The 24,460-nt window shown below is 62.2% G+C and carries 20 protein-coding genes; 10 read left to right on the top strand and 10 right to left on the bottom strand.

Features of this window, described 5'->3' with window-relative positions:
* Positions 1-57: 57 nt before the first annotated feature.
* The gene (locus QTJ18_RS22545) at positions 58-498 is read right to left on the bottom strand and encodes a MarR family winged helix-turn-helix transcriptional regulator (RefSeq protein WP_252753592.1); all 441 of its coding nucleotides are present in this window, start codon (positions 496-498) and stop codon (positions 58-60) included.
* Between the two features lie 550 nt (positions 499-1,048).
* Between QTJ18_RS22545 and polA the strand changes: the two genes are divergently transcribed.
* On the top strand, positions 1,049-4,036 hold the full coding sequence (gene polA / locus QTJ18_RS22550) for a DNA polymerase I (RefSeq protein ID WP_252753591.1): 2,988 nt from the start codon (positions 1,049-1,051) through the stop codon (positions 4,034-4,036).
* A gap of 42 nt (positions 4,037-4,078) precedes the next feature.
* Here the strand turns inward: polA and QTJ18_RS22555 are convergent, their stop codons facing one another.
* The 7 genes from QTJ18_RS22555 to mepA all read right to left on the bottom strand — a co-directional run bounded on the left by QTJ18_RS22555 (position 4,079) and on the right by mepA (position 11,398).
* Entirely contained in the window at positions 4,079-4,771 is a 693-nt protein-coding gene (locus QTJ18_RS22555) for a DUF1045 domain-containing protein (RefSeq protein WP_252753590.1), read from the bottom strand.
* A gap of 445 nt (positions 4,772-5,216) precedes the next feature.
* A complete protein-coding gene (locus tag QTJ18_RS22560; protein ID WP_252753589.1) occupies positions 5,217-5,852 on the bottom strand; it encodes a 2,3-bisphosphoglycerate-dependent phosphoglycerate mutase in 636 nt (211 codons plus the stop codon).
* A gap of 27 nt (positions 5,853-5,879) precedes the next feature.
* Positions 5,880-6,701: a 4-hydroxy-tetrahydrodipicolinate reductase gene (gene dapB, locus QTJ18_RS22565; protein WP_252753588.1), complete on the bottom strand. Its 822-nt coding sequence runs from the start codon at positions 6,699-6,701 to the stop codon at positions 5,880-5,882.
* A gap of 32 nt (positions 6,702-6,733) precedes the next feature.
* Positions 6,734-8,530, bottom strand: coding sequence for an ABC transporter ATP-binding protein (locus tag QTJ18_RS22570; RefSeq protein WP_489667223.1), 1,797 nt, complete (start codon positions 8,528-8,530; stop codon positions 6,734-6,736).
* Positions 8,531-8,739: 209 nt separating this feature from the next.
* Positions 8,740-9,759, bottom strand: coding sequence for a glucokinase (locus QTJ18_RS22575; RefSeq protein ID WP_252753586.1), 1,020 nt, complete (start codon positions 9,757-9,759; stop codon positions 8,740-8,742).
* Between the two features lie 94 nt (positions 9,760-9,853).
* Positions 9,854-10,228, bottom strand: coding sequence for a methylglyoxal synthase (locus tag QTJ18_RS22580; RefSeq protein ID WP_252753585.1), 375 nt, complete (start codon positions 10,226-10,228; stop codon positions 9,854-9,856).
* 135 nt (positions 10,229-10,363) lie between these two features.
* On the bottom strand, positions 10,364-11,398 hold the full coding sequence (gene mepA, locus QTJ18_RS22585) for a penicillin-insensitive murein endopeptidase (RefSeq protein WP_489667222.1): 1,035 nt from the start codon (positions 11,396-11,398) through the stop codon (positions 10,364-10,366).
* A 310-nt stretch (positions 11,399-11,708) separates the two neighbouring features.
* On the opposite strand from mepA, the gene QTJ18_RS22590 reads away from it, so the two are divergent.
* The 6 genes from QTJ18_RS22590 to pncB all read left to right on the top strand — a co-directional run bounded on the left by QTJ18_RS22590 (position 11,709) and on the right by pncB (position 19,433).
* On the top strand, positions 11,709-13,547 hold the full coding sequence (locus QTJ18_RS22590) for an extracellular solute-binding protein (RefSeq protein ID WP_252753584.1): 1,839 nt from the start codon (positions 11,709-11,711) through the stop codon (positions 13,545-13,547).
* Positions 13,548-13,677: 130 nt separating this feature from the next.
* On the top strand, positions 13,678-14,754 hold the full coding sequence (locus QTJ18_RS22595; protein ID WP_252753583.1) for a microcin C ABC transporter permease YejB: 1,077 nt from the start codon (positions 13,678-13,680) through the stop codon (positions 14,752-14,754).
* The gene (locus QTJ18_RS22600) at positions 14,754-15,899 is read left to right on the top strand and encodes an ABC transporter permease (RefSeq protein WP_252753582.1); all 1,146 of its coding nucleotides are present in this window, start codon (positions 14,754-14,756) and stop codon (positions 15,897-15,899) included. Before QTJ18_RS22595 ends, QTJ18_RS22600 begins: the two co-directional genes overlap by 1 nt.
* Before the next feature lie 5 nt (positions 15,900-15,904).
* Positions 15,905-17,533: an ABC transporter ATP-binding protein gene (locus QTJ18_RS22605; protein ID WP_252753581.1), complete on the top strand. Its 1,629-nt coding sequence runs from the start codon at positions 15,905-15,907 to the stop codon at positions 17,531-17,533.
* Positions 17,534-17,619: 86 nt separating this feature from the next.
* Entirely contained in the window at positions 17,620-17,964 is a 345-nt protein-coding gene (locus QTJ18_RS22610; RefSeq protein ID WP_252753580.1) for a flagellar basal body-associated FliL family protein, read from the top strand.
* A gap of 161 nt (positions 17,965-18,125) precedes the next feature.
* Positions 18,126-19,433, top strand: a complete 1,308-nt coding sequence (gene pncB / locus QTJ18_RS22615; protein ID WP_252753579.1) for a nicotinate phosphoribosyltransferase — start codon at positions 18,126-18,128, stop codon at positions 19,431-19,433.
* A 251-nt stretch (positions 19,434-19,684) separates the two neighbouring features.
* Here the strand turns inward: pncB and QTJ18_RS22620 are convergent, their stop codons facing one another.
* Complete coding sequence (locus QTJ18_RS22620) at positions 19,685-20,080, bottom strand: DUF1236 domain-containing protein (RefSeq protein ID WP_252753578.1); 396 nt, start codon at positions 20,078-20,080, stop codon at positions 19,685-19,687.
* Positions 20,081-20,343: 263 nt separating this feature from the next.
* Between QTJ18_RS22620 and QTJ18_RS22625 the strand changes: the two genes are divergently transcribed.
* Both QTJ18_RS22625 and QTJ18_RS22630 read left to right on the top strand, forming a co-directional pair.
* The gene (locus QTJ18_RS22625; protein WP_252753577.1) at positions 20,344-21,501 is read left to right on the top strand and encodes a carbohydrate kinase; all 1,158 of its coding nucleotides are present in this window, start codon (positions 20,344-20,346) and stop codon (positions 21,499-21,501) included.
* A 39-nt stretch (positions 21,502-21,540) separates the two neighbouring features.
* Positions 21,541-22,467 (top strand): pseudouridine-5'-phosphate glycosidase, encoded by a 927-nt coding sequence (locus QTJ18_RS22630; protein ID WP_252753576.1) that lies wholly within the window; start codon positions 21,541-21,543, stop codon positions 22,465-22,467.
* Positions 22,468-22,531: 64 nt separating this feature from the next.
* Here QTJ18_RS22630 and QTJ18_RS22635 read toward each other — a convergent pair whose 3' ends face one another.
* Positions 22,532-23,473, bottom strand: a complete 942-nt coding sequence (locus QTJ18_RS22635) for a nucleoside hydrolase (protein WP_252753575.1) — start codon at positions 23,471-23,473, stop codon at positions 22,532-22,534.
* Between the two features lie 206 nt (positions 23,474-23,679).
* Here QTJ18_RS22635 and QTJ18_RS22640 point away from each other — a divergent pair, with 206 nt between their 5' ends.
* Positions 23,680-24,459: an SDR family NAD(P)-dependent oxidoreductase gene (locus tag QTJ18_RS22640; protein ID WP_252753574.1), complete on the top strand. Its 780-nt coding sequence runs from the start codon at positions 23,680-23,682 to the stop codon at positions 24,457-24,459.
* Position 24,460: the final 1 nt, after the last annotated feature.

The following is a 24,460-nucleotide window of genomic DNA, read 5'->3' on the forward strand; positions in this document are numbered from 1 at the left end:
GCCTTGCTAGTGAATATATGCAGACCCTAGAAGCTTTCGGCGCAAGATGGAAGCGCGTCAACCCGGCAGGCTGGCACGGCCGTTCAGGATCGCCATGCGCATATATTCCTTCAGAAGTTCCCGCTCGAACCGTCGGAAGCCTTGAAACATCTGATCTTCCGCTTCGGCGGCGGCATCTGTTGCAAGCGCTTCGAGCTCCCGGCCGCGTTCGGTCAGAACGATGATCTGCGCGCGCCGGTCCGTCGGGTGAGGCGTGCGGATGATCAAGCCGTCGCGCTCCATGCGGGCGAGCGTATTGGCAAGCGTCGCCTGCTCCACCTCCAGCCGGTCCAGCAATTGCCGCTGCGTCAACCCGTCTTCCTCCCAGAGTGCCAGAAGGACCGGGAACTGGCCGGGTGAAAAACCGAGAGCAGACGCTCGTTTCTGCAGCGCCCGGGAGAGGTTCTTCGCCAATTGATTGGCAAGATAGAAGGCTGAATCGGTGCGGTCGAAGCCCATGGCAGGCAAGATCCTGTGCCGGTGGCTGGTGGAACATGAAAATGCAGGCGCCGGCCGCGCATCTTGCGTCTGCTCGATTCGTGTCAGCATCACTTATATAGCATCGTATTTAATTAACAGAGAGTGACGAAAGGCTCAGGCCCGCGGCGCGGCGGGGCGCCTGTCCGGTCTCGAACCTGCACTGACAAAGGCTGGGGAGGGGGAGTGATCATGGGAGGTCCGCCACGACCGGGAGGGGGACCGGCCGTGGCGGGAAGAAATGGACAAAGGCCCGGAGAGGGGGGAAGGCCTTTGCCCGGTCTGACGCGGCGGGGGACAGGCCGGTCATCAGACTGCGGCGTGATCAATCGCCGATGATCAGGAAATGGCCATGCGGGGGCGGGCTTTCAAGGAAGCCTGTCATTACAAATGAGTAACGTTCGGGTGATCGCGCGAGCCATCCCGGATACGGCAGAGGGGCGACGAGGCGGGGCCGAAAGCGCGCGTGAAATATCGAAGGAGATGCGGGAAGCCGTAGACCTTCCGCGCCTGCCGCGCTATCCATCCTCTCATGAAAAAAGGCGATCATCTCTTTCTCGTTGACGGCTCCGGTTTCATCTTCCGGGCCTTCCACGCGCTCCCGGCGCTGACCCGCAAGACGGACGGCCTGCCGGTGGGCGCCGTGTCCGGCTTCTGCAACATGCTCTGGAAGCTGCTGACCAATGCGCGCGACACCAATGTCGGCGTGACGCCGACGCATTTTGCCGTGATCTTCGACTATTCCTCGAAGACCTTCCGCAAAGAGCTTTACGCCGACTACAAGGCCAACCGTTCGGCGCCGCCGGAGGAACTGGTGCCGCAATTCGGCCTGATCCGCCAGGCGACGCGCGCCTTCAACCTGCCCTGCATCGAAACGGATGGCTTCGAAGCCGACGATATCATCGCCACCTATGCCAGGGCCGCCGAGGCAATCGGGGCGGATGTCACCATCATTTCGTCCGACAAGGACCTGATGCAATTGGTGACGGCCAATGTCCATATGTATGACAGCATGAAGGACAAGCAGATCGGCATTCCCGACGTCATCGAGAAATGGGGCGTCGCGCCGGACAAGATGATCGACCTGCAGGCCATGGTCGGCGATTCGGTGGATAACGTGCCGGGCATTCCCGGCATCGGTCCGAAAACGGCGGCGCAGCTTCTGGAGGAATTCGGCGATCTGGAGACATTGCTTGCGCGCGCCGGCGAGATCAAGCAGGTCAAGCGCCGCGAGAACATCATCGAACATGCCGAGAAGGCCCGCCTGTCCCGCAGGCTGGTGGAGCTGCGCACCGATGTGCCGCTCGATCTCGAACTGGATGCTCTGGTGCTTGAGAAGCAGGATGGGCCGAAACTCATCGCCTTCCTGAAGGCGATGGAGTTCGGGACGTTGACGCGCCGGGTTGCGGAAGCCTGTGATTGCGATGCCGCTGCCATCGAGCCTGCACAGGTCCAGGTGGAATGGGGTCCTGCCGCGCATGGACCGGATCTGGATCCCGGCAGCGAGCACAATCAGGATCTCCAGAGCCCGACGGCCCTGTCCGGTCAAATGGTCGCCAAAGCCGGCCAGGAGAATGGCGCAAAGGCAGCGGAGATCGCAGCGGCGCGTCACGAGAGCTTTTCGGCGCAGAAGATCGACCATTCCACCTATGTCACCATTCGCGACATGGACACGCTGCAGACCTGGATCCAGGCGGCGCGGGAAACCGGCCTTGTCGCCTTCGACACGGAGACCACCTCGCTGGATCCGATGCAGGCGGAACTCGTCGGCCTGTCCTTCGCAATTCAGGACAATGGTTCGGATCCGGCCTCGCCTGCCATCCGCGCCGCCTACCTGCCGCTCGCGCACAAGGCCGGCGGAGATGATCTCTTCAGCGAAGGGCTGAAGCTGGTCGACGGCCAGGTGCCGATGGCACCGGCGCTTGCTTTGGTGAAGGACCTTCTGGAGGATGAATCAGTCCTCAAGGTCGCGCAGAACCTGAAGTATGATTATCTCGTCATGAAGCGCCACGGCATCACGCTCGCCGGCTTCGACGATACGATGCTGATTTCCTATGTGCTGGAGGCCGGTGCCGGCAATCACGGCATGGATGCTCTGTCGGAGCGCTGGCTCGGTCATACGCCGATCGCCTACAAGGATGTCGCCGGTTCCGGAAAATCGGCCGTCACTTTCGACCGCGTGGATATCGACAAGGCAACGGCCTATGCGGCTGAGGATGCCGATGTGACGCTGCGGCTCTGGCTGGTCCTGAAGCCGCGCCTGGTCGCAAACGGCCTGACCCGCGTCTATGAGCGGCTGGAGCGGCCCCTGGTGCCGGTTCTCGCCCGCATGGAGGAACGCGGCATCACCATCGACCGGCAGATCCTCTCCCGATTGTCCGGCGAATTGGCGCAGAAGGCAGCAGGCTTCGAGGACGAAATCTATACGCTGGCGGGCGAGCGCTTCAATATCGGCTCGCCGAAGCAATTGGGCGATATCCTGTTTGGCAGGATGGGCCTTCCCGGCGGATCGAAGACCAAGACCGGTCAATGGTCCACGTCGGCGCAGGTGCTGGAGGATCTGGCGGCGCAAGGGGTGGAACTGCCGCGCAAGATCGTCGACTGGCGGCAGTTGACCAAGCTGAAGAGCACCTACACCGACGCCCTGCCGTCTTACGTGCATCCGCAGACGCATCGCGTCCATACCTGCTATTCGCTGGCCTCCACCACGACCGGGCGCCTCTCCTCCTCCGAGCCCAATCTGCAGAATATCCCGGTTCGCAATGCCGAAGGGCGCAAGATCCGCACCGCCTTCATCTCCACTCCCGGACACAAGCTTCTCTCGGCCGATTACAGCCAGATCGAGCTGCGGGTGCTTGCGCATGTGGCGGAGATTCCCCAGCTGCGCCAGGCCTTTGCCGATGGCATCGATATCCATGCCATGACGGCCTCCGAAATGTTCGGCGTCCCGGTGGAGGGCATGCCATCGGAAGTCCGGCGCCGGGCGAAGGCGATCAATTTCGGCATCATCTACGGCATCTCCGCCTTCGGCCTCGCCAATCAGCTTTCCATCGAGCGTTCGGAAGCTTCGGACTACATCAAGAAATATTTCGAACGGTTTCCCGGTATTCGCGACTATATGGAATCCACCAAGGCCTTCGCCCGCGAGCACGGCTATGTGGAAACCGTCTTCGGCCGCCGCGCCCATTACCCGGAAATCAAGTCGTCAAACCCCTCGGTGCGCGCCTTCAACGAGAGAGCTGCCATCAACGCGCCGATCCAGGGCTCGGCTGCGGATGTCATCCGCCGCGCCATGGTGCAGGTCGAGCCCGCTTTGGCGCAAGCCGGACTGGCCGACAGGGTCCGCATGCTTCTGCAGGTGCATGACGAATTGATCTTCGAAGTGGAAGATGAGGCGATCGAGGCGGCGATGCCGGTGATCGTGACGACGATGGAAAGAGCTGCTCTGCCGGCCCTGGATCTGCGCGTGCCGCTGAAGGTGGATGCACGTGCCGCGCATAACTGGGACGAGGCGCATTAAGAGCATGATCCGACCGGAGCGCTGGCGCTGAAGGGACCGCCCTCAGGCGCCCGCGGCCGGGGCGAGGCTATGCGCCCTCAGCACGTGAAAGGGCTGGCCGCGCTCCGGCTCGCAGAACAGCGCCAGGTGGTCGATGGGCAGGGCCTGATCCACGAAGGATACGAAACGCCGGCGCAATATCTCCCGCATCTCGGCACGACTGTCCTCGGGGACCGGACCCGTCAGTGTCATATGGAAGCGGAACTCCTCGAACACGTAAGGATAACCCCACCGCTGCAAAAGCTCCCGCTGGCGTTCGGAGAGCAGTTCCGGTTTCCGGCGCGCCACATCCTCCGCCGAAAGGGGTGCGCGAAAGGGTTCAAACTCTTCCACGACACGGGCGCAAAGCGCGTTGAGGGCGGCAGCATCGCCTGAGGGGACAAGAGCGAAAAAGGCGCCAAGTTCGCGAAGGACGAGCCTGTCGATGGAAACGGCCGTCGTCATCGCGCAAAAAGCCTCGAAGGCTGCAATCAATCCGGCTTCCGTGCGTCCCTCTGCCAGCGCAAACGGTGCCTTCAGCGTTGCGTGAAAACCGTAGCGCCTGGGATCTGCCGTCAGGTCGGCGAAACGGGCGGCCTCCGGATCGGCGGCAGGGTCTGCCGCACTGGCCGGGAAGGCATTGCGCCCGAGCCAGGCGGACGCTGCACGGGTGAGGGGATGCTGTTGCGGCGGCGTGGCATAGATGGCGTAACGCATGGCGTGATCCTTCAGATTTGTCGCATCCGGTCCCGGGGCGACGGCTAGCCGGTGGGAGACCCCTTGATGGCAGGTCCCGTGACGGGCATGCCGCTCAAGTGGCGATGGCGTCACCCCAAGCGGTCCAGGCGGCTTAGTTCGGTGTTGTGACAGGAATAATTCAGGCGGCGCATCCATCGAGGATCGGGCTTCCTTGCCCCGATGCAACGAAATCAGGACTCGTTGCGTTGTCTGGTCAAAGGAGACACGATCATGGATGCAACAGTTCTCTTCGCCACGTTCCTTTCGGTCTTTGCGGCAAGCGGTGTATTGACGGCCTACTGGTACGGTCGATAAGCCTCTGCCAAGGAGATGCTGCCTGCAAGGCAGCACCTGTTTCGCGATGCTTTGAGTTTCAGCCTTGCGAAATCTGGCGCCGTCTATGGGCGCCTTTACCGGGCACCCTTTAATGGGCGCCGGACATGTCCCCCAGAACCTGCTTGGACTTGACTGTCGAATCCGCGTTCAGCGTGTAGACCATCGGCACACCTGTCGCGAGGTTCAGCTTGAGGATGTCTTCTTTCGAGAGACGGTCCAGAACCATCACCAGCGAGCGCAGGGAATTGCCATGCGCCGCAACGAGAACCGTCTGGCCCCGAAGCACGCGCGGCAGGATTTCCGTCAGGTAGTAAGGCCAGACGCGGGCGCCGGTATCGCGCAGGCTTTCGCCGCCGGGCGGCGGAATGTCGTAGGACCGGCGCCAGATATGGACCTGCTCCTCGCCCCATTTTTCCCGAGCATCATCCTTGTTGAGACCGGAAAGATCGCCATAGTCGCGCTCGTTGAGCGCGATGTCGCGGATCGTTTCCAGATCCGGCTGACCGACCTTTTCCAGGACGATGCGGCAGGTGTCCTGCGCACGCTTCAGGACCGAGGTGAAGGCAATGTCGAACTTCAGCCCCGCATCGGCAAGCGCCTGACCGCCGGCCGTGGCTTCCTCGACGCCGAGTTCCGTCAGTTCCGGATCTTTCCAGCCGGTGAACAGGTTCTTCAGGTTCCAATCGCTCTGCCCATGGCGAACGAGGACGAGGGTTCCGCTCATTGCGTATCTCCAAACATCAAAGGGGGATCAGTGAGAGAGCCCGAGGACATCGAGCATGGTGTAAAAGCCTGGTTTCTGCGCGCGCGCCCATAAAGCAGCCGTTACCGCGCCGCGCGCAAAAATGGTACGATCGAGCGCGGAATGCGAGAGCGTGAGCAATTCGCCTTCGCCGGCGAAGATGGCGGAATGCTCGCCGATCACGGAGCCGCCCCTCAAGGTCGCGAAACCGATCGTGCCGCCGGGCCGTGCGCCGGTATGTCCGTCGCGAACCCGCACCGATTGCGTTGCAAGGTCGATCGCCCGCCCCTTGGCGGCCGCCTCGCCCAGCAGCAGTGCGGTCCCGGAGGGGGCGTCGACTTTATGCTTGTGATGCATTTCGAGGATCTCGATGTCCCAGCCCTCGGCCGGCAAAGCCCGCGCCGCCTGTTCCACCAGAACCCCGAGAAGGTTGACGCCGAGCGACATATTGCCGGATTTCACGATCCGCGCGTGACGCGCAGCGGCGGCAAAAGCCGCTTCGTCATCGGCGGTGCAGCCTGTCGTGCCGATCACGTGGACGATGCGCGCCTGCGCCGCAAGTCCGGCGAACTCGACGCTGCTTGCGGGCGCCGTAAAATCGATGACGCCATCGGCATGCAGGAAGGCGGCAAGGGGATCGTCGGAAACCGGGACGCCGCAAAAGCCGGCACCGGCGATCTCGCCGGCATCCTTGCCGATGAAGGAGGAGCCATTGCGCTCCACGGCCGCATGCAGTTTCACGCCCGGCGTCTGCTGTATGATGCGGATAATGGTCTGACCCATACGTCCGGCAGCGCCAACCACCACCAGCTTCATATCCTGCTCGTCCATGGCGTTTGGTGGCTCCTCTTTACTGGCAAAGATCAGACGGGTGTCTGCAGATTGTTGAGGCGAGCGTAGAGCCCGTCCGGCCGGCGTGCAAGCGTCTCGTGATTGCCCTCTTCAACGACACGCCCTTCGGTCATCACGACGATCTTGTCGGCCTTGACGACCGTCGACAGGCGATGCGCGACCACCACAACGGTGCGGCCCTTCATCGCCGTCTCGAGAGCCTTCTGCACCGCAGCCTCGGATTCATTGTCGAGCGCCGAGGTTGCCTCGTCGAGCAGCAGGATCGGCGCCTGGCGAACCAGCGCGCGGGCAATCGACAGCCGCTGGCGCTGGCCGCCGGACAAGGTTACGCCGTTTTCGCCGACAGGGGTTTCGTAACCCTGCGGCTGGGCCAGAATGAAGTCATGAGCATAGGCGAGCCTCGCTGCCTCTTCGACCTCGGCATCCGAGGCTTGCGGACGGCCATAGCGGATATTGTCGCGGATCGTGCCCTCGAAGAGATAAGGCTGCTGCGAGACATAAGCGAGCTGCCGGCGCAGCGATGCCTTGGTGACATGCGAAATATCCTGGCCGTCGATCAGGATCGCGCCTTCGGCCGGATCGTAGAAGCGCGGGATGAGCGAGATGATGGTGGACTTGCCGGCGCCGGAGGGACCGACCAGGGCGGTCGTCTGGCCGCCTTCGGCAACAAGATCGACCTGTTTCAGGATGTGATCTCCCTCGCCATAGCGGAAGGTCACGCCCTTGAGCTCGATCTTCGCCTCGGTGATCACCAGATCCTTCGCATCCGGACGTTCCCGCTGCATCGGCTGGAGATCCAGAAGATCGTAGATCATCCTGGCATTGACGACGGCGCGTTCCAGCTGAACCTGCAGCTTGGCCAGACGCCGCGCCGGGTCGTAGGCCATCAGGAGAGCGGCCACGAAAGCGAAGAAGGCGCCAGGCGGAACGCCGTCATAGATCGAGCGGAAGGCCGCATAGGCGATGACGCTGGAAATCGACAGGCCGGCGAAGGTTTCGGTCAGCGGCGAGGTGCGTTCGGTCAGCCTGGCAATGCGGTTGGCGCGATTTTCCGCCGCGTGGATGATGAGGTTGACCTTCCGGCTGAGCTCGCCCTCCATGGTGAAGGCCTTGACGATGGAAATGCCCTGCACGGTCTCCTGCATGGCGCCGACAACATGGCTGTTGAGCTCGACGGATTCTCGCGTTGCGCTGCGCAGGCGCTTGGACACGTAGCGCAAGGCATAGAGAAGCGGCGGTGCCACGGCAAAGACGATCAGGGACAGGATCGGATCCTTGCTGACCATGACGCCGATCAGTGCGATCAGCGTCAGGGCATCGCGGGCGGTCGAGGTGACGGTCAGGTTCAGGACGTCGCGGATGCCGTTGACATTCTGGCTGATCTGGGCGGCCAGGTGGGCGGAGCGGGACTCGTTGAAGAAGCCGACCGATAGCGTCATGAGATGGGTGTAGAGGCGGCGCTGATACTGGGCGACGATGTTGTTGCCGATCTTGGACAGGGTCACCGCCTGGCCGTAGGTGGCAAAGCCGCGCAGCACGAAAGCCAGGAAGATCGTGCCGCAGATGACCCAGATGAGATCGGCCCGCTTGTTGGCAAAGGCTTCGTTGACCACCGATTCCATGATCCAGGCGGTGAAGGCGGTCGACAGCGCCACAACCACAAGACAGAGGATGGCAAATGCATAGCCCCCGATATGCTCACGCCCGTTCTCAGCGATGATTCGCTTGAGCACGACCGTCAGCGTACCCGTATCCACATGGCGCTTGCGTTTGGCATTCCCTGTGACGTCCAATAAAGCAGTTCCCATTTCCGATGCGGCATAGGCGCCGCATGAGGCGGTCTCGGACCGGTTCCGGTGACAGGCACCGAAACTGGTCTTAACCAGTCGCGCCAAGTTTGGCTAGAAGGGCCGGTCGATTCCGCCGGGATGTTGCAAACGCATCAGACAAGGGCGCGTTTGGTCCTTGTGCATTTGCATCCTGTCGCACGGCCTTCCGTGCCGACGCCACCTTGCTATCAACGCAACCAGCGCCGACCGTCCGTTGCAAGTCCGAAACTCTCCGGCGCCCTCGCATAGGAGGCAAGCCCTACCAGCGCCGCCTGCGGATGCGTGACCACGAATGTCGGAATGTGGCGCATCATCAGGCTGTGAGGCGCCTTATCCTCGAAGGCGGCGCGAAATTCCGGCCGCTTCAGGGCCGGGACGATCTTCTGCGATATGCCGCCGGCGAGATAGACGCCCCCCTTCGCCATCATCACCAGCGCCATGTCTCCTGCCACGCGGCCGAGATAGGTCACAGAGAGAAGAAGCGTTTCCAGGGCCTGGGGATCCGTCCCGGCCAGGCCCTCGGCTGTCACCTCGGCGGGATCCGCAAAGCGCGGCTCCACGCCGTCGACATGGCAGATCGCCCGGTAGAGATTGACGAGGCCGCGGCCGCACAGCACCTGCTCGGCGGAAACGCGGCCCTCCAGCTCTTCGATATGCGGGAAGATCTGGTAATCGCGCGGCGTGCGCGGACCAAGGTCGACATGGCCGCCCTCGCCGGGAACCGGAAACCATTTGCCCTGCGCGCGCAGCAGTCCTGCAACGCCGAGGCCTGTGCCAGGCCCCAGGACGACGCGGGAGGACAGGGGCGCAGAGGTCGCCGGGCCGATCGGCTCGCGGGCCTCTTCCGGCAGTGTCGCTATGGCCAGAGCCTGCGCCTCGAAATCGTTGATCACCAGGACGTCCTCAAACCCCAGCTCGTTGATCAGGACCAGGGGCCGGATCACCCAGTCGCAATTGGTCAACGGAATCTCGTCGCCTTCAATGGGGCCGGCGACGGCAAGAATGGCCGATCGCGGTTTCAGCGACACTTTGCTCAGCACATCGCTTGCAAGCGCCTGCTCCAGGCCGCCGTGATTGGCCGTGCGCACATTGGCAAATTGCAGCGGCTCGCTTTGCGCATCGGTGAGGATCGAGAAACGGGCATTGGTTCCGCCAATATCCCCGATCAGGATCGGGAAGGCCGGATGGCGCTCGGCTGGATGGGGCATAGGTCGGGCTCCGTGCCGTGAGGCTCAATCGCTCAAGGGAAGTGAAGGGTGTCTGGACGTCGAGGGTCTCTGAAATCGAGTCACTGCAATCGGGTTACTGGAAATCGATCAGTTTCTCGGCAGTGGCGCGGTTCAGGGCCATCGGAATATCATAGACGGTGGCGAGCCGCGTCAATGCCTTGACATCGACGTCGTGCGGCAGCGGCGTCAGCGGATCGGTGAAGAAGATCAGCATGGATACATCACCCGTTGCGATCATGGCGCCGATCTGCTGATCGCCGCCGAGAGGACCGCTTTTCAGCCGTCTGACGTCCAGCTGCGGCGCAGCCTCCTGCACCCGGGCTCCCGTAGTGCCGGTCGCCACGATGCGGAAACGCGACAGCGCCGCCTGGTGCTTCTGCGCGAACTCGGCCATTTCGGCCTTCTTCTGATCATGGGCGATCAGCGCGATGCAGGGCTTGTCCGGCATGGAACGGCTTCTCCAACCTCGGGAAATCACGCATTTCTATACTGAAGGCCAACGCGAAGGAAAAGCATTTAAATCGATTTATGAGGAGGAGGCGCAGCCAGGAAGCGCGCACCCTTAGCGGTTACCGGTCCTCTCTCATTCGGCATCTGGCCGGGCAACAGGAAAGGGGGCCGTATCCGGCAGAAGGGGAAAGGCGTCCGCGGCCGGTTGGGGTTCTGCGATGACCGGTGCCGCCACCGGCTGGATCGCGGAATAGGCCGCAGCGCTTGCCGGTGCGCTAATGAGACCGGCACAGGCCTTCGGAAGGTCCGAGACCATCATGGGCCGCGGTGGCTTTGGCGGCGGCGCGTTCGGATCCTTCTTCGGCTTCGCCCAGGGCTCATCGGTGAACCACCAGGCCAGCGACTTATCGCATCCGTCGCCCGCCGCAACAGGTGCCTGCGGTTTGCAGCTGGCAAGGCCGGCAGGGCAGCCAAGGCGAATGTGGAAATGTTCGTCATGGCCATACATGGGCCTGACCTTGCCAAGCGTCTCGCGATCGCCCGTCCAGGTTTCGCACAAGCGCTTCTTGATGGCCGGATTGACGAAGATGCGTTCCACCTGCGGATAGCTGGCCGCCGTCATCACCAGTCTGGCCGCCGTCGGGGTGAATTTGCGGCTGTCGACGGTCAGGAATTTGCTCTTGTCGAGCATCGAGGTGAAGGGCAGCTTCTCGCGCTCCTCCGGGCTCATCCGGCGCTCTGGCATGGGCGTGAACCACACATCCACATCCAGCCCGATCTGGTGGGAGGCATGGCCGAAGGCCATCGGGCCGCCGCGGGGCTGCGACATGTCGCCAACGAGAATGCCCTGGCCCCAGCCGAGCCGTGTTGCGTCGCGCGACAGCCGCTCCAGAAGCGCCACGGTCTGCGGCATGCCCCAGTGCCGGTTGCGCGACAGCCGCATCGCCTGCCAGTTGGGTCCGTCATCCGGCAGCGCGACGGCGCCGGACACGCAGCCTTTCGCATAGGAGCCGATCGGCGTCGGGGTTCCGGCGCTTGGCAGCGTCATCGATCCGAAGGCCTTCTTTGCCTCCTGATCCGCATGCAGGGAGAGGGGGGTCGACAGCACGAGGGCTGCGGCGATGGCGAAAGCAAGGGGCTTATCGAGGGGCAAGGCTTGTCTCTGCATCTGTTCCGGGGGCGTGAGCTGCGAGTAAAGGCACACACGTGATGGGCCTCAGGTGATGGCAGGGATTCTAGACTGATTTGCGGCCGAGGTGAATCCGCTCTGGTGGCGGGCCGTGCAAGCGCGTCTGGCAGGTCCCCGGGTGTGCATGGCCGGAAAGTGCTTGGCTGGAAAGTGCTTGGCTGGAAAGTGCGTGGCCAGGACGTACGCGTGCCACCTCGATTGCTGTCAAACGCTTGTGAAGGGCAAAGACTGTTTTTCGTCGTATTTTACCCTATGCTTTCGCAAGCAATAGCAAAAACGGGAAATCTGGATGAACGTGACGCCGCTCCGCAAGACCTGTCTTCTTCTGGCCGCAGCAGCCATCGGCCTTGCGCCGGTCCCCAGCGCGGCGCAGGACCTGCAGTGGCGGCATGCGATTTCCATACTGGGCGAACCGGCCTTGCCGCCGGATTTTGCCCGCCTGCCTTACGTCAATCCGGACGCGCCGAAATCCGGCGAGCTTCGCCTCGCGCAGGAGGGGACATTCGACAGCACCAACCCGGTGATTGATCGCGGCAATCCCGTGGTCGGCACCGGCCTTGTCTTCGAAACGCTTCTGAAGGCGTCGGAGGATGAGATCGCCACGTCCTACGGCATGCTGGCGGAAGCCATGACCTATCCGCAGGACATGTCATCGGTCACATTCCGCCTGCGCGGTGAGGCGAAATGGGCGGATGGACAGCCGGTGGTTCCGGATGACATCGTCTTTAGTTTCGAAAGCGCGAAGGCCAACAGCACCTTCCTCGCCAATTACTATCGCCATGTGACGGCGGTCGAGAAGAGCGGCGAGCGGGAGGTGACTTTCCGCTTCGACGAGAAGAACAACCGCGAATTGCCGGCGATCGTCGGCGATCTTCCGATCCTGCCGAAACACTGGTGGCAGGCAAAGGATGGCGCCGGCAATGCCCGCGACATTGCCAAGACGACGCTGGAGCCGCTGATGGGCTCGGGCCCTTACCGGATGGCCGGCCTGCAGCCCGGCGCCACCATACGCTACGAGTTGCGCGAGGATTATTGGGGCAAGGATCTTCCGATCAATATCGGTCGCAACAATTTCAAGTCGATCAGCTACACCTATTTCACCGATGCCGATGTCGAGTTCGAGGCTTTCCGGGCCGGTAACATCGATTACAATCAGGAAAACAGTTCCAGCCGCTGGGCAACGCGCTATGATTTCGACGCGGTCAAGGATGGCCGCATCCTCCGCGAGGCACTGCGCAATCCCTTCCGCGCGACGGGCATCATGCAGGCCTATGTGCCCAATCTCCGCCGCGACACGTTCAAGGATCCGCGGGTCCGCCAGGCCCTCAACTACGCCTTCGACTTTGAGGATCTGAACAAGAACCTCGCCTATGGCGGACTGAAGCGGGTCGACAGCTTCTTCTGGGGAACCGAGCTTGCCTCCTCCGGCCTGCCGAAGGGGCGCGAGCTGGAGATTTTGCAAGGATTGAAGGGCAGGGTGCCGGACAGCGTCTTCACCGAGCCCTACAGCAACCCGGTCGGCGGCGATCCGCAGAAGGTGCGCGACAACCTGCGCCAGGCCATCGGCCTGTTCAAGCAGGCCGGCTGGGAGCTGAAGGGCACCCGCCTGGTCAACACGAAGACCGGCCAGCCGATGAGTTTCGAAATCCTGCTGAACAGTCCCTCGCAAGAGCGTTCCGTGCTGCCTTACGTTGCCAGCCTCAAGAAGATCGGCATCGATGCCCGCATTCGCACCGTCGACTCCTCGCAATATGTCAACCGGTTGCGCAGCTTCGACTATGACATGATCTGGGCGGTCTGGGCGCAGACCATGAATCCCGGCAATGAACAGGCCAATTACTGGGGCTCGCAGTCGGCCGGTCAGACCGGATCGCGCAATTACGCCGGAATTGCCGACCCCGCCATCGACGAACTCATCAAGATGATCACGTTTGCGCCCAATCGCGAGGAACAGGTGGCGGCCGTCCATGCCCTCGACCGGGTGCTGCTCGCCAATCACTTTGTTATCCCGATGTTTTATGCCGGAGAGGCGAAGATCGCCTATTGGAACAAACTTGCCCATCCGGACCGGCTCCCGGAATACGGGATCGGCTTTCCCGATATCTGGTGGTCAAAGAACGGCCAGTAAGTTCTTGTTTTTCGCCCTCCGCACAGGCCAAACTGTGCCGAGTGATTCTGCCGTTGACGATGATCGAAGGGGCGCGTGTCGTGATGCCGAGAGACAAGAGCAGGTCTAACTGCCGAATGGGCAAGGCCTGATGGGAGCCTATATCCTGCGTCGCCTGCTCCTGATGATTCCGACGATCGTCGGCATTATGGGCATTTCCTTCCTTGTCGTCCAATTCGCTCCCGGCGGTCCGGTGGAGCAGGTCATTGCCCAGATCCAGGGCTCGGATTCAGGTGACCGCCTGTCCGGCGGTTCGGATTTCCAGCAGGGCGGCGGCGACGATACCCGCTATCGCGGCGCCCAGGGGCTCGATCCGGAACTCGTCGCGCGGCTGGAAAAGCAGTTCGGCTTCGACAAGCCGCCGCTGACCCGCTTCCTGGAGATGATGGGGAATTATATCCGTTTCGATTTCGGCCAGAGCTTCTTTCGCGACACGCCGGTGATCGACCTGATCATCGACAAGCTGCCGGTTTCGATCTCGCTCGGCGTGTGGATCATGATCGTCTCCTATGCCATCTCCATTCCGCTCGGCATCCGCAAGGCGGTGCGCGACGGATCGAGCTTCGATGTCTGGACATCGGGCATCATCATCATCGGCTATGCGGTGCCAAGCTTCCTGTTCGGCATATTGCTGATCGTGCTGTTTGCCGGCGGTTCCTTCTTCGACTGGTTTCCCTTGCGCGGTCTCGTGTCGGATAATTGGGCCACCCTGCCATGGTGGCAGAAGATCCTCGACTATTTCTGGCACCTGACGCTTCCGCTGATCGCATTGTCGCTGTCGGCCTTTGCCACAACGACACTTCTGACGAAGAATTCCTTTATCGACGAGATCAAGAAGCAATATGTGGTGACCGCCCGGGCCAAGGGCTTGTCCGAGCGACGGGTGCTTTACGGGCACGTGTTCCGCAATGCCATGCTGATCGTCATTGCGGGCTTCCCGGCCTCCTTCATTTCGGCCTTTTTCACCGGCTCGCTTCTGATCGAGAATATCTTCTCGCTCGATGGCCTGGGACGCCTCGGCTATCTGGCGGTGATCAACCGTGATTATCCGATCGTGTTCGGCACCTTGTACATCTTCTCGCTGCTCGGCCTCGTGGTTGGCCTTGTCTCCGACCTCATCTACACCTGGATCGACCCGCGCATCGATTTCGAAAAGAGGGAGGTCTGATGTCCGCTGCCTCGCCGTCCCTCACCGCGCAGCCGCCGGCATCCCGTCGGCCATGGCTGTCGCCCACCAATCGCCGCCGCTGGCAGAATTTCTGCGCCAACAAGCGGGGCTACTGGTCGTTCTGGATCTTCATGATCCTCTTTGTTCTGTCGCTCGGCGCCGAACTCATTGCCAATGACCGCCCGATCCTCGTTTCCTATAAGGGCGAGCTCCTGTTTCCCGTCGTGGTGAATTATCCGGAAGAAAAATTCGGCGGCTTTCTGGCCACCACGGATTTCCGCTCCGACTTCATCCAGGAAGAGATCAAGGCCAATGGCTGGATGGTCTGGCCGCCGATCCACTATTCCTACCAGACGGTGAATTCCGAGATCCCCCATTCGGCGCCCACGCCACCCTTCTGGCTGATGGATGCGCAGGAGCGCTGCAGCGCCTATCCGCAAGGGGCAGACGATCCCAAGTGCAATTTCGGGAATCTCAACTGGCTGGGGACGGATGACCAGGCGCGGGATGTCATGGCCCGGCTGATCTATGGTTTCCGGATCTCTGTCCTGTTCGGCCTGGCCTTGACCATTCTCTCGGCTCTGATCGGTGTGACAGCCGGGGCGATCCAGGGATTTTTCGGCGGCTGGACAGATCTCTTGATGCAGCGCTTCATCGAGATCTGGTCGTCCATGCCTTCCCTCTACATTCTGCTGATCATTGCAGCCATTCTGCCGCCCGGCTTTTTCGTGCTGCTCGGCGTCATGCTGCTGTTCCAATGGGTCGGCTTTGTCGGCGTGGTGCGGGCCGAGTTCCTGCGCGCACGCAATTTCGAATATGTTCGCGCCGCGCGGGCGCTGGGCGTCGGAGACTGGACGATCATGTTCCGGCATCTCCTGCCGAATGCCATGGTTGCCACGTTGACATTCCTGCCCTTCATTTTGTCCGGCTCGATCGCCACGCTGACTTCGCTCGATTTTCTCGGCTTCGGCATGCCGCCCGGTTCGCCGTCGCTCGGTGAGATGATCGCGCAGGGCAAGAACAATCTCCAGGCGCCGTGGCTGGGGCTCACCGCCTTCTTTGCCATGTCGGTCATGCTGTCATTGCTGATCTTCGTCGGCGAGGCCGTGCGCGATGCCTTCGATCCACGGAAAACCTTCCGATGAACCCGATGTCACAACCCCTCCTTTCGGTTCAAGATCTCTCCGTCGCCTTCCACCAGGGGGGAAGCGAGAGCCTGGCCGTGGATCGCGTCTCCTTCGACATCGCGCCCGGTGAGGTGCTGGCGCTGGTGGGCGAAAGCGGCTCCGGCAAGTCGGTCACGGCAAACTCCGTCCTGCAGCTTCTGCCCTATCCGTCCGCCAGCCATCCAACGGGCAGCGTGCTCTTCGAAGGCCGCGATCTGATGCGGGTATCGGAGAAGGAGCTGCGCGCGGTGCGCGGCAACGACATCACGATGATCTTCCAGGAGCCGATGACCTCGCTGAACCCGCTGCACACGATCGAGCAGCAATTGGGCGAGATCCTGGAGCTGCACCAGGCCATGGCGCCGGAGGCGGCGCGTGTGCGAACGCTCGATCTTTTGCGGCAGGTCGGAATTCGGGAGGCCGAGAAGCGCCTGAAGGCCTATCCGCACGAATTGTCCGGCGGGCAGCGTCAGCGCGTGATGATCGCCATGGCGCTGGCCAACCGCCCGAAGCTGCTGATTGCCGACGAACCCACAACGGCGCTCGACGTGACCGTGCAGGCGCAGATCCTCGAACTGTTGAAGAGGCTGCAGCGCGAATACGGGATGTCGATCCTGTTCATCACGCATGATCTCGGCATTGTGCGCCGCTTCGCCGATCGCGTCTGCGTGATGACGAAGGGAAAGATCGTCGAAAGCGGCCCGGTGGAAACGGTATTCACTGATCCGCAGCATGCGTACACGCGCCATCTTCTTTCCTCGGAACCAAGGGGCGAGCCGCCTGCCGCCGATCCATCGCGGCCGGTCGTCATGGAAGGGCGGGAAATCAAGGTCTGGTTCCCGGTGAAGGCCGGCTTCCTTCGGCGGGTCGTGGATCACGTAAAGGCGGTGGACGGCATAGACGTGACGCTGCGGGCAGGCGAAACGGTCGGCGTCGTCGGCGAATCAGGCTCGGGAAAGACGACGCTCGGCCTTGCTTTGGCCCGGCTGATCTCCTCGCAAGGGCGCATCAGTTTCATCGGCAGCGACATCGCCAACTATTCCTTCAAGCAGATGCGACCATTGCGGGAGCGGCTGCAAGTGGTGTTTCAGGATCCCTACGGATCGCTCAGCCCGCGCATGTCGGTGGGAGAGATCATCGAGGAGGGATTGAAGGTTCACGAGCCGCAGCTGACGGCGCAGGCGAGGGACGCGGCGGTTGCCGCTTCTCTTGAGGAGGTGGGGCTCGATCCGTCGACGCGCTGGCGCTATCCGCACGAGTTTTCCGGCGGGCAGCGGCAAAGGATAGCGATTGCCCGTGCCATGGTGCTGAAACCGCGCTTCGTCATGCTGGACGAGCCCACGTCTGCCCTCGACATGACGGTGCAGGCGCAAGTGGTGGATCTGCTGCGCGATCTGCAGAAGAAACATGATCTCGCTTATCTCTTCATCAGCCATGATCTGAAAGTGGTGCGGGCTCTGGCCACCCATGTCATCGTGATGCGATCCGGCAAGGTCATGGAGGAAGGATTATCGGCGGAGATCTTCTCCAATCCGAAGAGCGATTACACCCGCGCCCTGATGGCGGCCGCCTTCGATCTGAAAGCCGTCGATATCGCTGCCGTCAGCCAGTAGAGCCAGGGAACAAACCGCTTTCATCACCGTTGCCTCTGCAAAACCGGGTTTTGCGGCGTGTCCGCGCCCGCAAGGAGGAGGCAGTCATGACCGAGCAAGATCATACGCAAGACAGGGTACAGAACAGGCCCGGCAACACCGCGGGTGCCGGACGGCTCCTAGGTCCCGGCGTGCCGGGGACGCCTATCCATCCGGCCGCCGGACCGACGCCGACGGAAACGCCGATGAGCGCCACAGAAGCCCGCCAGGGTCGACGCGGCACGCCCGTCTTCATGGTTCTTGCCATCGGCCTCGTGCTGGCCATGCTGGCCTGGGGCGGCGTGGAATGGTGGGCGCAGACGAATGAGCCGCCGGCGGAGCAGACCGCGACCCCGCCGGCCGGCGATACCACGCCCGTCAATCCCAATGCCGCGCCGACGAGCAATCCCTGACGGGATCGATAGCAGGGCAAGCGGCCATCAATCGATTTGATGCTTGTGTCTCTGGACTTTGCCGCGGGTTTTTTCGATAACACCCGCGGAGGTTTTCTGGCTGAAACCTTCTTGGTCAAGGGAAGGGGTCTTCCCCGCTTCGGGGCAAGGCAAAGGCAGACATGGCAGCAAAGACCGATATCGCCCGACGCGTGTATAACCACGCTTGGAAGCTTGATCCCATCGTTCGCAGCCTGATCGATACGGACTTTTACAAGCTGCTGATGCTCCAGATGATCTGGAAGCTCTATCCGCAGACTGATGTCACCTTCTCGCTGATCAATCGCACCACCAGCGTCCGCCTCGCCGATGAGATTGATGAAGGCGAGCTGCGCAGCCAGCTGGACCACGCACGCTCACTCAAATTATCCAAGAAAGAATTGATCTGGCTGGCCGGCAATAGTTTTTACGGCCGTTCGCAGATCTTCGAGCCTGAATTCCTGGCCTGGCTTGCCCATTACCGTCTGCCGGACTACGAATTGTCGAAGCGCGACGGCCAATATGAACTGACCTTCCACGGCCGCTGGACGGATACCACGATGTGGGAAATTCCGGCGCTCGCAATCATCAACGAACTCAGATCCCGCGCCGCGATGAAATCGCTCGGCCCCTTCACTTTGGATGTTCTCTATGCCCGCGCCAAGGCGCGGATGTGGGAAAAGGTCGAGCGCCTTCATACTCTGCCGGGTCTGCGCATCTCCGATTTCGGCACCCGGAGGCGCCATAGCTTCCTCTGGCAGAGATGGTGCGTGGAAGCCCTCAAAGAAGGCATCGGCCCCGCCTTCACCGGCACCAGCAATGTTCTTCTCGCCATGGATTCCGATCTGGAAGCCGTGGGCACCAATGCCCATGAACTGCCGATGGTGGTTGCGGCGCTCGCCGAAACCGACGAGGAACTGCGCGCTGCACCCTACAAGGTGCTCAAGGACTGGAACCGGCTTTACGGCGGCAATCTCCTGATCGTCCTGCCGGATGCTTTCGGCACCGCAAGCTTTCTGCGCAATGCGCCGGAATGGGTGGCGGACTGGACAGGCTTTCGGCCGGACAGCGCTCCGCCGATCGAAGGCGGCGAAAAGATCATTGCCTGGTGGCAGAAAATGGGCCGCGATCCCAAGCAGAAGCTGCTGATCTTCTCGGACGGCCTGGACGTCGATGCCATTATCGATACCTATCGGCATTTCGAGGGGCGGGTGCGCATGAGCTTCGGCTGGGGCACCAATCTGACCAATGACTTTGCCGGATGCGCGCCGAGCGAAATCGACGGGCTGAAGCCCATCTCGATCGTCTGCAAGGTCAGCGAAGCCAATGGCCGGCCGGCCGTGAAGCTATCGGACAATCCGCGCAAGGCGACCGGTGATCCTCAGGAGGTTCAGCGCTATCTCCGCTTCTTCGGACAGGAAGACCGGGTGGAACAGCCGGTGCTTGTCTGATCTCGGGTGCTCTGATCTCGAATACTCTTATCCTGGGTGCTCTGATCCTGGCCTGGCTCTGGCGTCGTCATGGCTCTGCCTTTGATCAAGAGGCTGGAAATGCGTCGCAAGGCTCGTCCTGTCGCTCTGCCGTTCATTGGCAAAAGACCCTGGCGCGTTCGTCGCACCAGGGTCTTTTGCTGTAGGGTCTTTTGCTGTTGCTACTTCATCGGGACGACCGGCAGTCGCTCCCGATTTTGCGCGCGAATGCCTCAGTCGAGGACCTGGATGACCTTATGGGTCTGCGGATCGACGATAACCCGCTGTTCGTTCACCACGGCATAGGCATAGTTCTGATGCTGCGGCACCGGCGTCAGAACAACAGTCTGCGGGATGGGCTCACCCACAACGACCTGACGCTCAAGGACGACCGGCTGCGGGGCCGGCTGCTCGCGCACATAGGTGACGACTTCCTGCGGCGGCGGATCGATGGCCGTGCCGAGTGCCGCGCCGGCAATGCCGCCCACCGCTGCGCCGACCGGACCGCCGACAATCGCGCCGGTAATGGCACCGCCGGCAGCACCGTTGACGGTGCCGTCCTGTGCCGAAGCCGAGGTGGCAAACAGAGCGGCGACAGCTGCCGCCGAAATCAGAAAGGTCTTGACCATTGGTAGTCTCCTCTTCTTCAAAACTGATGGCCCTTCAACAGCATTGCGCCGCGTTTCGTTCCGCAAAAGTGGTCACCTTGCGTGAGCGTTTGCAACAAAATGTAAGCAAGGGGCGACAGAGACCATGCGACGGGCGAGCAAGCTGGCATGTTGCGATCCACATCTGTAAAACACTAGTTGACGAGATAAACAAAAGTTTGTAGCGGTGACGAAAGCAGTGCGGAGACGAGATGGGCGATCTGGGATCACAGGAACAGGCAGTCTTGACCATCATCAAGGCCAATCCCTTTGCGGGTCAGCAGGAGATTGCCGATCAGCTGGGGCTGGCCCGCTCCACCATTGCGGCCCACATTGTCCAACTCATCAACAAGGGCCATATCCTTGGCCGCGGCTATCTCCTTCCTTCGACATCGCGGGTGATGTGCATCGGCGGCGCCGTGTTCGACCGCAAATACCGTGCCCGTCAGGCCATCGTCCCGGAGACCTCCAATCCGGTCGATGGCGCCCGCAGCCATGGTGGGGTGGCCCGCAATGTCGCCGAAAACCTGTCTCTCCTCGGCGCCTCTGTCGGCTTCGTCTCCATCCTCGGAGAGGATGAGGCGGGGCAGGCGATCCTTGCGCATCTGCGGGGGCGTGGCATTGATACCGGCCAGGTGATCCTGACCGCCGAGCGGCCGACCGCGGAATATGCCGCTGTCCTCGATCCTTCGGGAGATCTGGTTCTCGGCCTTGCGGATATGGCGATTTTCGATCTGTTCCAGCCGGCCCATATCGATCGCGCCTGGTCACACCTGGCTTCGGCCGCTTTGGTCTTTGCCGATTGCAATCTTCCTGCCGAAACGCTGCATCATCTCGTCCGCCGTCGTCGGGATGCGAGGTTCCGTCTGGTCATCGATGCGGTCTCTGCCCCGAAAGTGGTGCGCCTGCCGCAGGATCTGGCGGGAGTCGACCTTGTCTTCATGAACCTCGATGAAGCCAATGCGCTGCTTGCCAGGCACGGCCATGAACGCGTGCAGGCACCACTCGAGGCCGCCCGCGCCCTCACCGGGCTTGGAGTCCGCGAGGCGGTGGTCAGCATGGGCGCTCACGGCATGGCCATCGCCACAGGGGAGCGTCTTGTGCATGTCCCGGCGGTCAAAGCCCGGCCGGTCGATATGACGGGCGCTGGAGATGCGATGATCGCCGCAACTCTCTACCGGCTGCTGGCGGGCGACGAAACCGTCGAGGCCGCCCGGATGGGAACGCTGGCGGGGGCCTTGACCACGGAGACGGACAAAAGCGTGCATGCGGAGCTCTCTTCGGCCTTTCTCGACGCCCACCGGCATCGCCTGGCGGATGAGGCGGCTGAGGCACCTGATGCAAAGGGCGAACATGACGCGCAGAGCGGTGAGCTGCGGTCCGACGAGATCACGCCAACCTAACTTATGCCAATGAAGCCATGCCGAATGAAAGGGATGACAATGAGCCTGCTGAAACCCCAACTGAGCCGCGAGGTCGCGGATGCGCTCGCCGCCGGCGGTCCCGTCGTGGCGCTGGAATCGACCATCATTACCCATGGGATGCCCTATCCCGCCAATCTGGAAACGGCGCTCGGCGTTGAAACCGTGGTGCGGGACAATGGCGCGGTCCCTGCAACCATCGCCGTCATCAATGGCGCCTTGCGCGTCGGCCTCGAGCGGGATGAGCTGGAAATGCTGGCCCAGGCGAAAGACGTCGTGAAGGCGTCCGGACGCGACCTCGCCGTCGCCATGGTCCGCGGCCAATCGGCCGGAACCACCGTTTCTGCGACCATGCTTCTGGCCGATCTGGCCGGCATCGATATCTTTGCCACAGGCGGTGTCGGCGGCGTCCATCGTGGCGCCGAACAGACCTTCGATATCTCCGCCGATCTGACGGAACTCGGACGCACCCGCACGGCGGTGGTCTGCGCCGGCGTGAAATCCATTCTCGATATTGCCAAGACGCTCGAATATCTGGAAACCCAGCGCGTGCCGGTGATTGCCTATGGCAGCGACGATTTCCCGGCCTTCTTCACCCGCAGCAGCGGATTCAAGGCGGATCACCGGCTGGACACGCCGGAAGATATTGCAAAAGCCATGCATCTGCACCACCAGCTGGGCACCGGGACCGGCCTTCTGATCGCAAACCCGATCCCGGAAGCAGCGGCGCTGCAGCCTTCGTTCATCGACAACACGATTGCGGATGCCGTGCGCGAGGCCGATGCCCGCGGCATTGGCCGCAAGGACCTGACGCCCTTCCTGCTCGGACGCATCAACGAACTGTCGAAGGGGAAGAGCCTGGAAGCCAATATTGCTCTGGTGAAGAACAATGCCGCCCTCGCGGCCCGTATGGCAGTGGCCTATGCCGGCCTGAGAGCCCGCGGCTGATCAGGGTGCAGGCGACGGCCGGGCAGTCACGGAGTGGAATCCGTCGAAGCCGCCGCCGGTCCCGTCACGCCGGCAGCTTGGCAAGCCGCTCGGTCAGCAAGGCGTAGAACCCGTCGGCATCGACCGAGCGCATGAAGGTCGCATTCTTCGGCCGGTCAGTGACACCCCACCAGTCCGCCACCGTCATGCCCTTGGTGAGGCTTGACTCCGTCTCGATCTCGACATTGCACAGTCGACCCTCATACAGGTCCGGCCGGATGAGATAGGCGATGACGTTGGGGTCGTGCAGAGGGCCGCCATCGGTGCCGTATTTCTGCTCGTCGAAACGCTCGAAGAATTCCAGCCACCCGACCACGGCGTCCGCGAGCGGCGTGTTCAGCGCCTTGATGGCGGCGACACGGCTGGCCGTGGTCAGCGTCTGGTGCGTGACATCGAGCGGCATCATGACGATCGGTGCGCCACAGGCAAAAACGATCCTGGCAGCCTTCGGATCGACGAAAATATTGAACTCGGCCGCCGGCGTCACATTGCCGCCTTCGAACAGGCCGCCGCCCATCAGCACGATCTGCTTAATCCGCCCGGCAAGGGCCGGCTCTCGTGTGAGAGCGGTGGCAAGATTGGTCAGCGGTCCGAGCGTGCAGATGGTCACGCTCGAAGCATCATGCGCCATCAGGGTTTCGATGATGAAATCGACGGCCGGCTGTTCCTGCAGCGGCATGGTCGGCTCCGGCAGGTCGGCCCCGTCCATGCCTGTCGCGCCGTGAACATATTCGGCGGTGAAGAGGCTGCCCTCCATCGGCCCTTCGCAGCCGGCATACACCTTCACATCCGGCCGGCCGGCGAGCTCGCAGATCTTGCGGATGTTGCGGGAGGTGAGGGTCACCGGCACATTGCCTGCGGCTGCCGTAATGCCCAGCACGTCGAGTTCGGGGCTCGCCAGGGCAAGCAGGATAGCCAGCGCGTCGTCCTGGCCGGGATCTGTGTCGATTATGATTTTCTGGGGCATGAGAAGTCTCGTGGTCTGCGACGAATAAGCGGCCTGTATCAGCAAGCGCGATGGAAAACGTTCGACAGGCTTTCGCATGTCCTGTGTCAGCCGGCAAGCATGCCCTGCAGGCTCACAAGGCAGCCAGTGGGCGCCGTGCCCTCCTCTTCGGGATGAAGAGAACCAATCCGCCGCAATGGCGTAGTATCACCCGAATGGAGGCGACAATGCGCACGACGAACACACCCGAAACGAACGGCGGCAGACTGGCCTGGATCACCGGCGCCAGCTCCGGAATCGGCGAAGCCACCGCCCGCAGGCTTGCCCGGGACGGGTGGCGGATCGCCGTCAGCGCACGCAGCCAGGACAAACTGGAGGCGCTCGCCGCAGCCTATCCGGGTCAGATCTTCGGCTATCCGCTGGATGTCACCGATCGCGCTGCGGCAAGGCAGACGGCGGAGGCAATCCGTGCGGCCCATGGCGCGATCGATCTCGCCATCTTCTCGGCGGGCACCTACAAGCGCGACAGCGTTCGACGGTTCGACAGCGAGGATCTTGCCGCCACCATCAATCTCAACGTGCTGGGGACCGCCCATTGCCTGGAAGCCGTGATGGCGGACATGATCACAAGGCGCCGCGGCAGGATCGCGGTCATCGCCTCGGTTGCCGGGCTCGTCGGCCTTCCGGGGGGCGGGTTCTACGGAGCCAGCAAGGCTGCGCTCAATACGCTCTGCCAGTCGCTCCGGCCCGAACTGGAAGCAGAGGGCGTGATAGTGCAGGTCGTCAATCCGGGCTTCGTCGATACGCCCCTGACCAAGAAAAACGATTTTCCCATGCCGTTCCTGATCTCGGCCGAGGCCGCCGCCGACAGAGTGGTGGAGGGCCTGAAGAGCGACCGCTTCGAGATCATCTTCCCCTGGAAAATGGCGCTGTCCATCAAGCTTCTGGCGTCTCTGCCTTACGCGCTCCTGTTCCGCATCACCCGCAAGATGCTCAGGTCCTCCTGAG

Source organism: Rhizobium sp. SSA_523 (genome assembly GCF_030435705.1).
GTDB lineage: Bacteria > Pseudomonadota > Alphaproteobacteria > Rhizobiales > Rhizobiaceae > Neorhizobium.

Bases quoted from the DNA above. Each gene is read 5' to 3' on its own strand.
- QTJ18_RS22545 (WP_252753592.1), bottom strand. From the start codon at position 498: ATGGGCTTCGACCGCACCGATTCAGCCTTCTATCTTGCCAATCAATTG.
- polA (WP_252753591.1), top strand. From the start codon at position 1,049: ATGAAAAAAGGCGATCATCTCTTTCTCGTTGACGGCTCCGGTTTCATC.
- QTJ18_RS22555 (WP_252753590.1), bottom strand. From the start codon at position 4,771: ATGCGTTACGCCATCTATGCCACGCCGCCGCAACAGCATCCCCTCACC.
- QTJ18_RS22560 (WP_252753589.1), bottom strand. From the start codon at position 5,852: ATGAGCGGAACCCTCGTCCTCGTTCGCCATGGGCAGAGCGATTGGAAC.
- dapB (WP_252753588.1), bottom strand. From the start codon at position 6,701: ATGGACGAGCAGGATATGAAGCTGGTGGTGGTTGGCGCTGCCGGACGT.
- QTJ18_RS22570 (WP_489667223.1), bottom strand. From the start codon at position 8,530: ATGGGAACTGCTTTATTGGACGTCACAGGGAATGCCAAACGCAAGCGC.
- QTJ18_RS22575 (WP_252753586.1), bottom strand. From the start codon at position 9,759: ATGCCCCATCCAGCCGAGCGCCATCCGGCCTTCCCGATCCTGATCGGG.
- QTJ18_RS22580 (WP_252753585.1), bottom strand. From the start codon at position 10,228: ATGCCGGACAAGCCCTGCATCGCGCTGATCGCCCATGATCAGAAGAAG.
- mepA (WP_489667222.1), bottom strand. From the start codon at position 11,398: ATGCAGAGACAAGCCTTGCCCCTCGATAAGCCCCTTGCTTTCGCCATC.
- QTJ18_RS22590 (WP_252753584.1), top strand. From the start codon at position 11,709: ATGAACGTGACGCCGCTCCGCAAGACCTGTCTTCTTCTGGCCGCAGCA.
- QTJ18_RS22595 (WP_252753583.1), top strand. From the start codon at position 13,678: ATGGGAGCCTATATCCTGCGTCGCCTGCTCCTGATGATTCCGACGATC.
- QTJ18_RS22600 (WP_252753582.1), top strand. From the start codon at position 14,754: ATGTCCGCTGCCTCGCCGTCCCTCACCGCGCAGCCGCCGGCATCCCGT.
- QTJ18_RS22605 (WP_252753581.1), top strand. From the start codon at position 15,905: ATGTCACAACCCCTCCTTTCGGTTCAAGATCTCTCCGTCGCCTTCCAC.
- QTJ18_RS22610 (WP_252753580.1), top strand. From the start codon at position 17,620: ATGACCGAGCAAGATCATACGCAAGACAGGGTACAGAACAGGCCCGGC.
- pncB (WP_252753579.1), top strand. From the start codon at position 18,126: ATGGCAGCAAAGACCGATATCGCCCGACGCGTGTATAACCACGCTTGG.
- QTJ18_RS22620 (WP_252753578.1), bottom strand. From the start codon at position 20,080: ATGGTCAAGACCTTTCTGATTTCGGCGGCAGCTGTCGCCGCTCTGTTT.
- QTJ18_RS22630 (WP_252753576.1), top strand. From the start codon at position 21,541: ATGAGCCTGCTGAAACCCCAACTGAGCCGCGAGGTCGCGGATGCGCTC.
- QTJ18_RS22635 (WP_252753575.1), bottom strand. From the start codon at position 23,473: ATGCCCCAGAAAATCATAATCGACACAGATCCCGGCCAGGACGACGCG.
- QTJ18_RS22640 (WP_252753574.1), top strand. From the start codon at position 23,680: ATGCGCACGACGAACACACCCGAAACGAACGGCGGCAGACTGGCCTGG.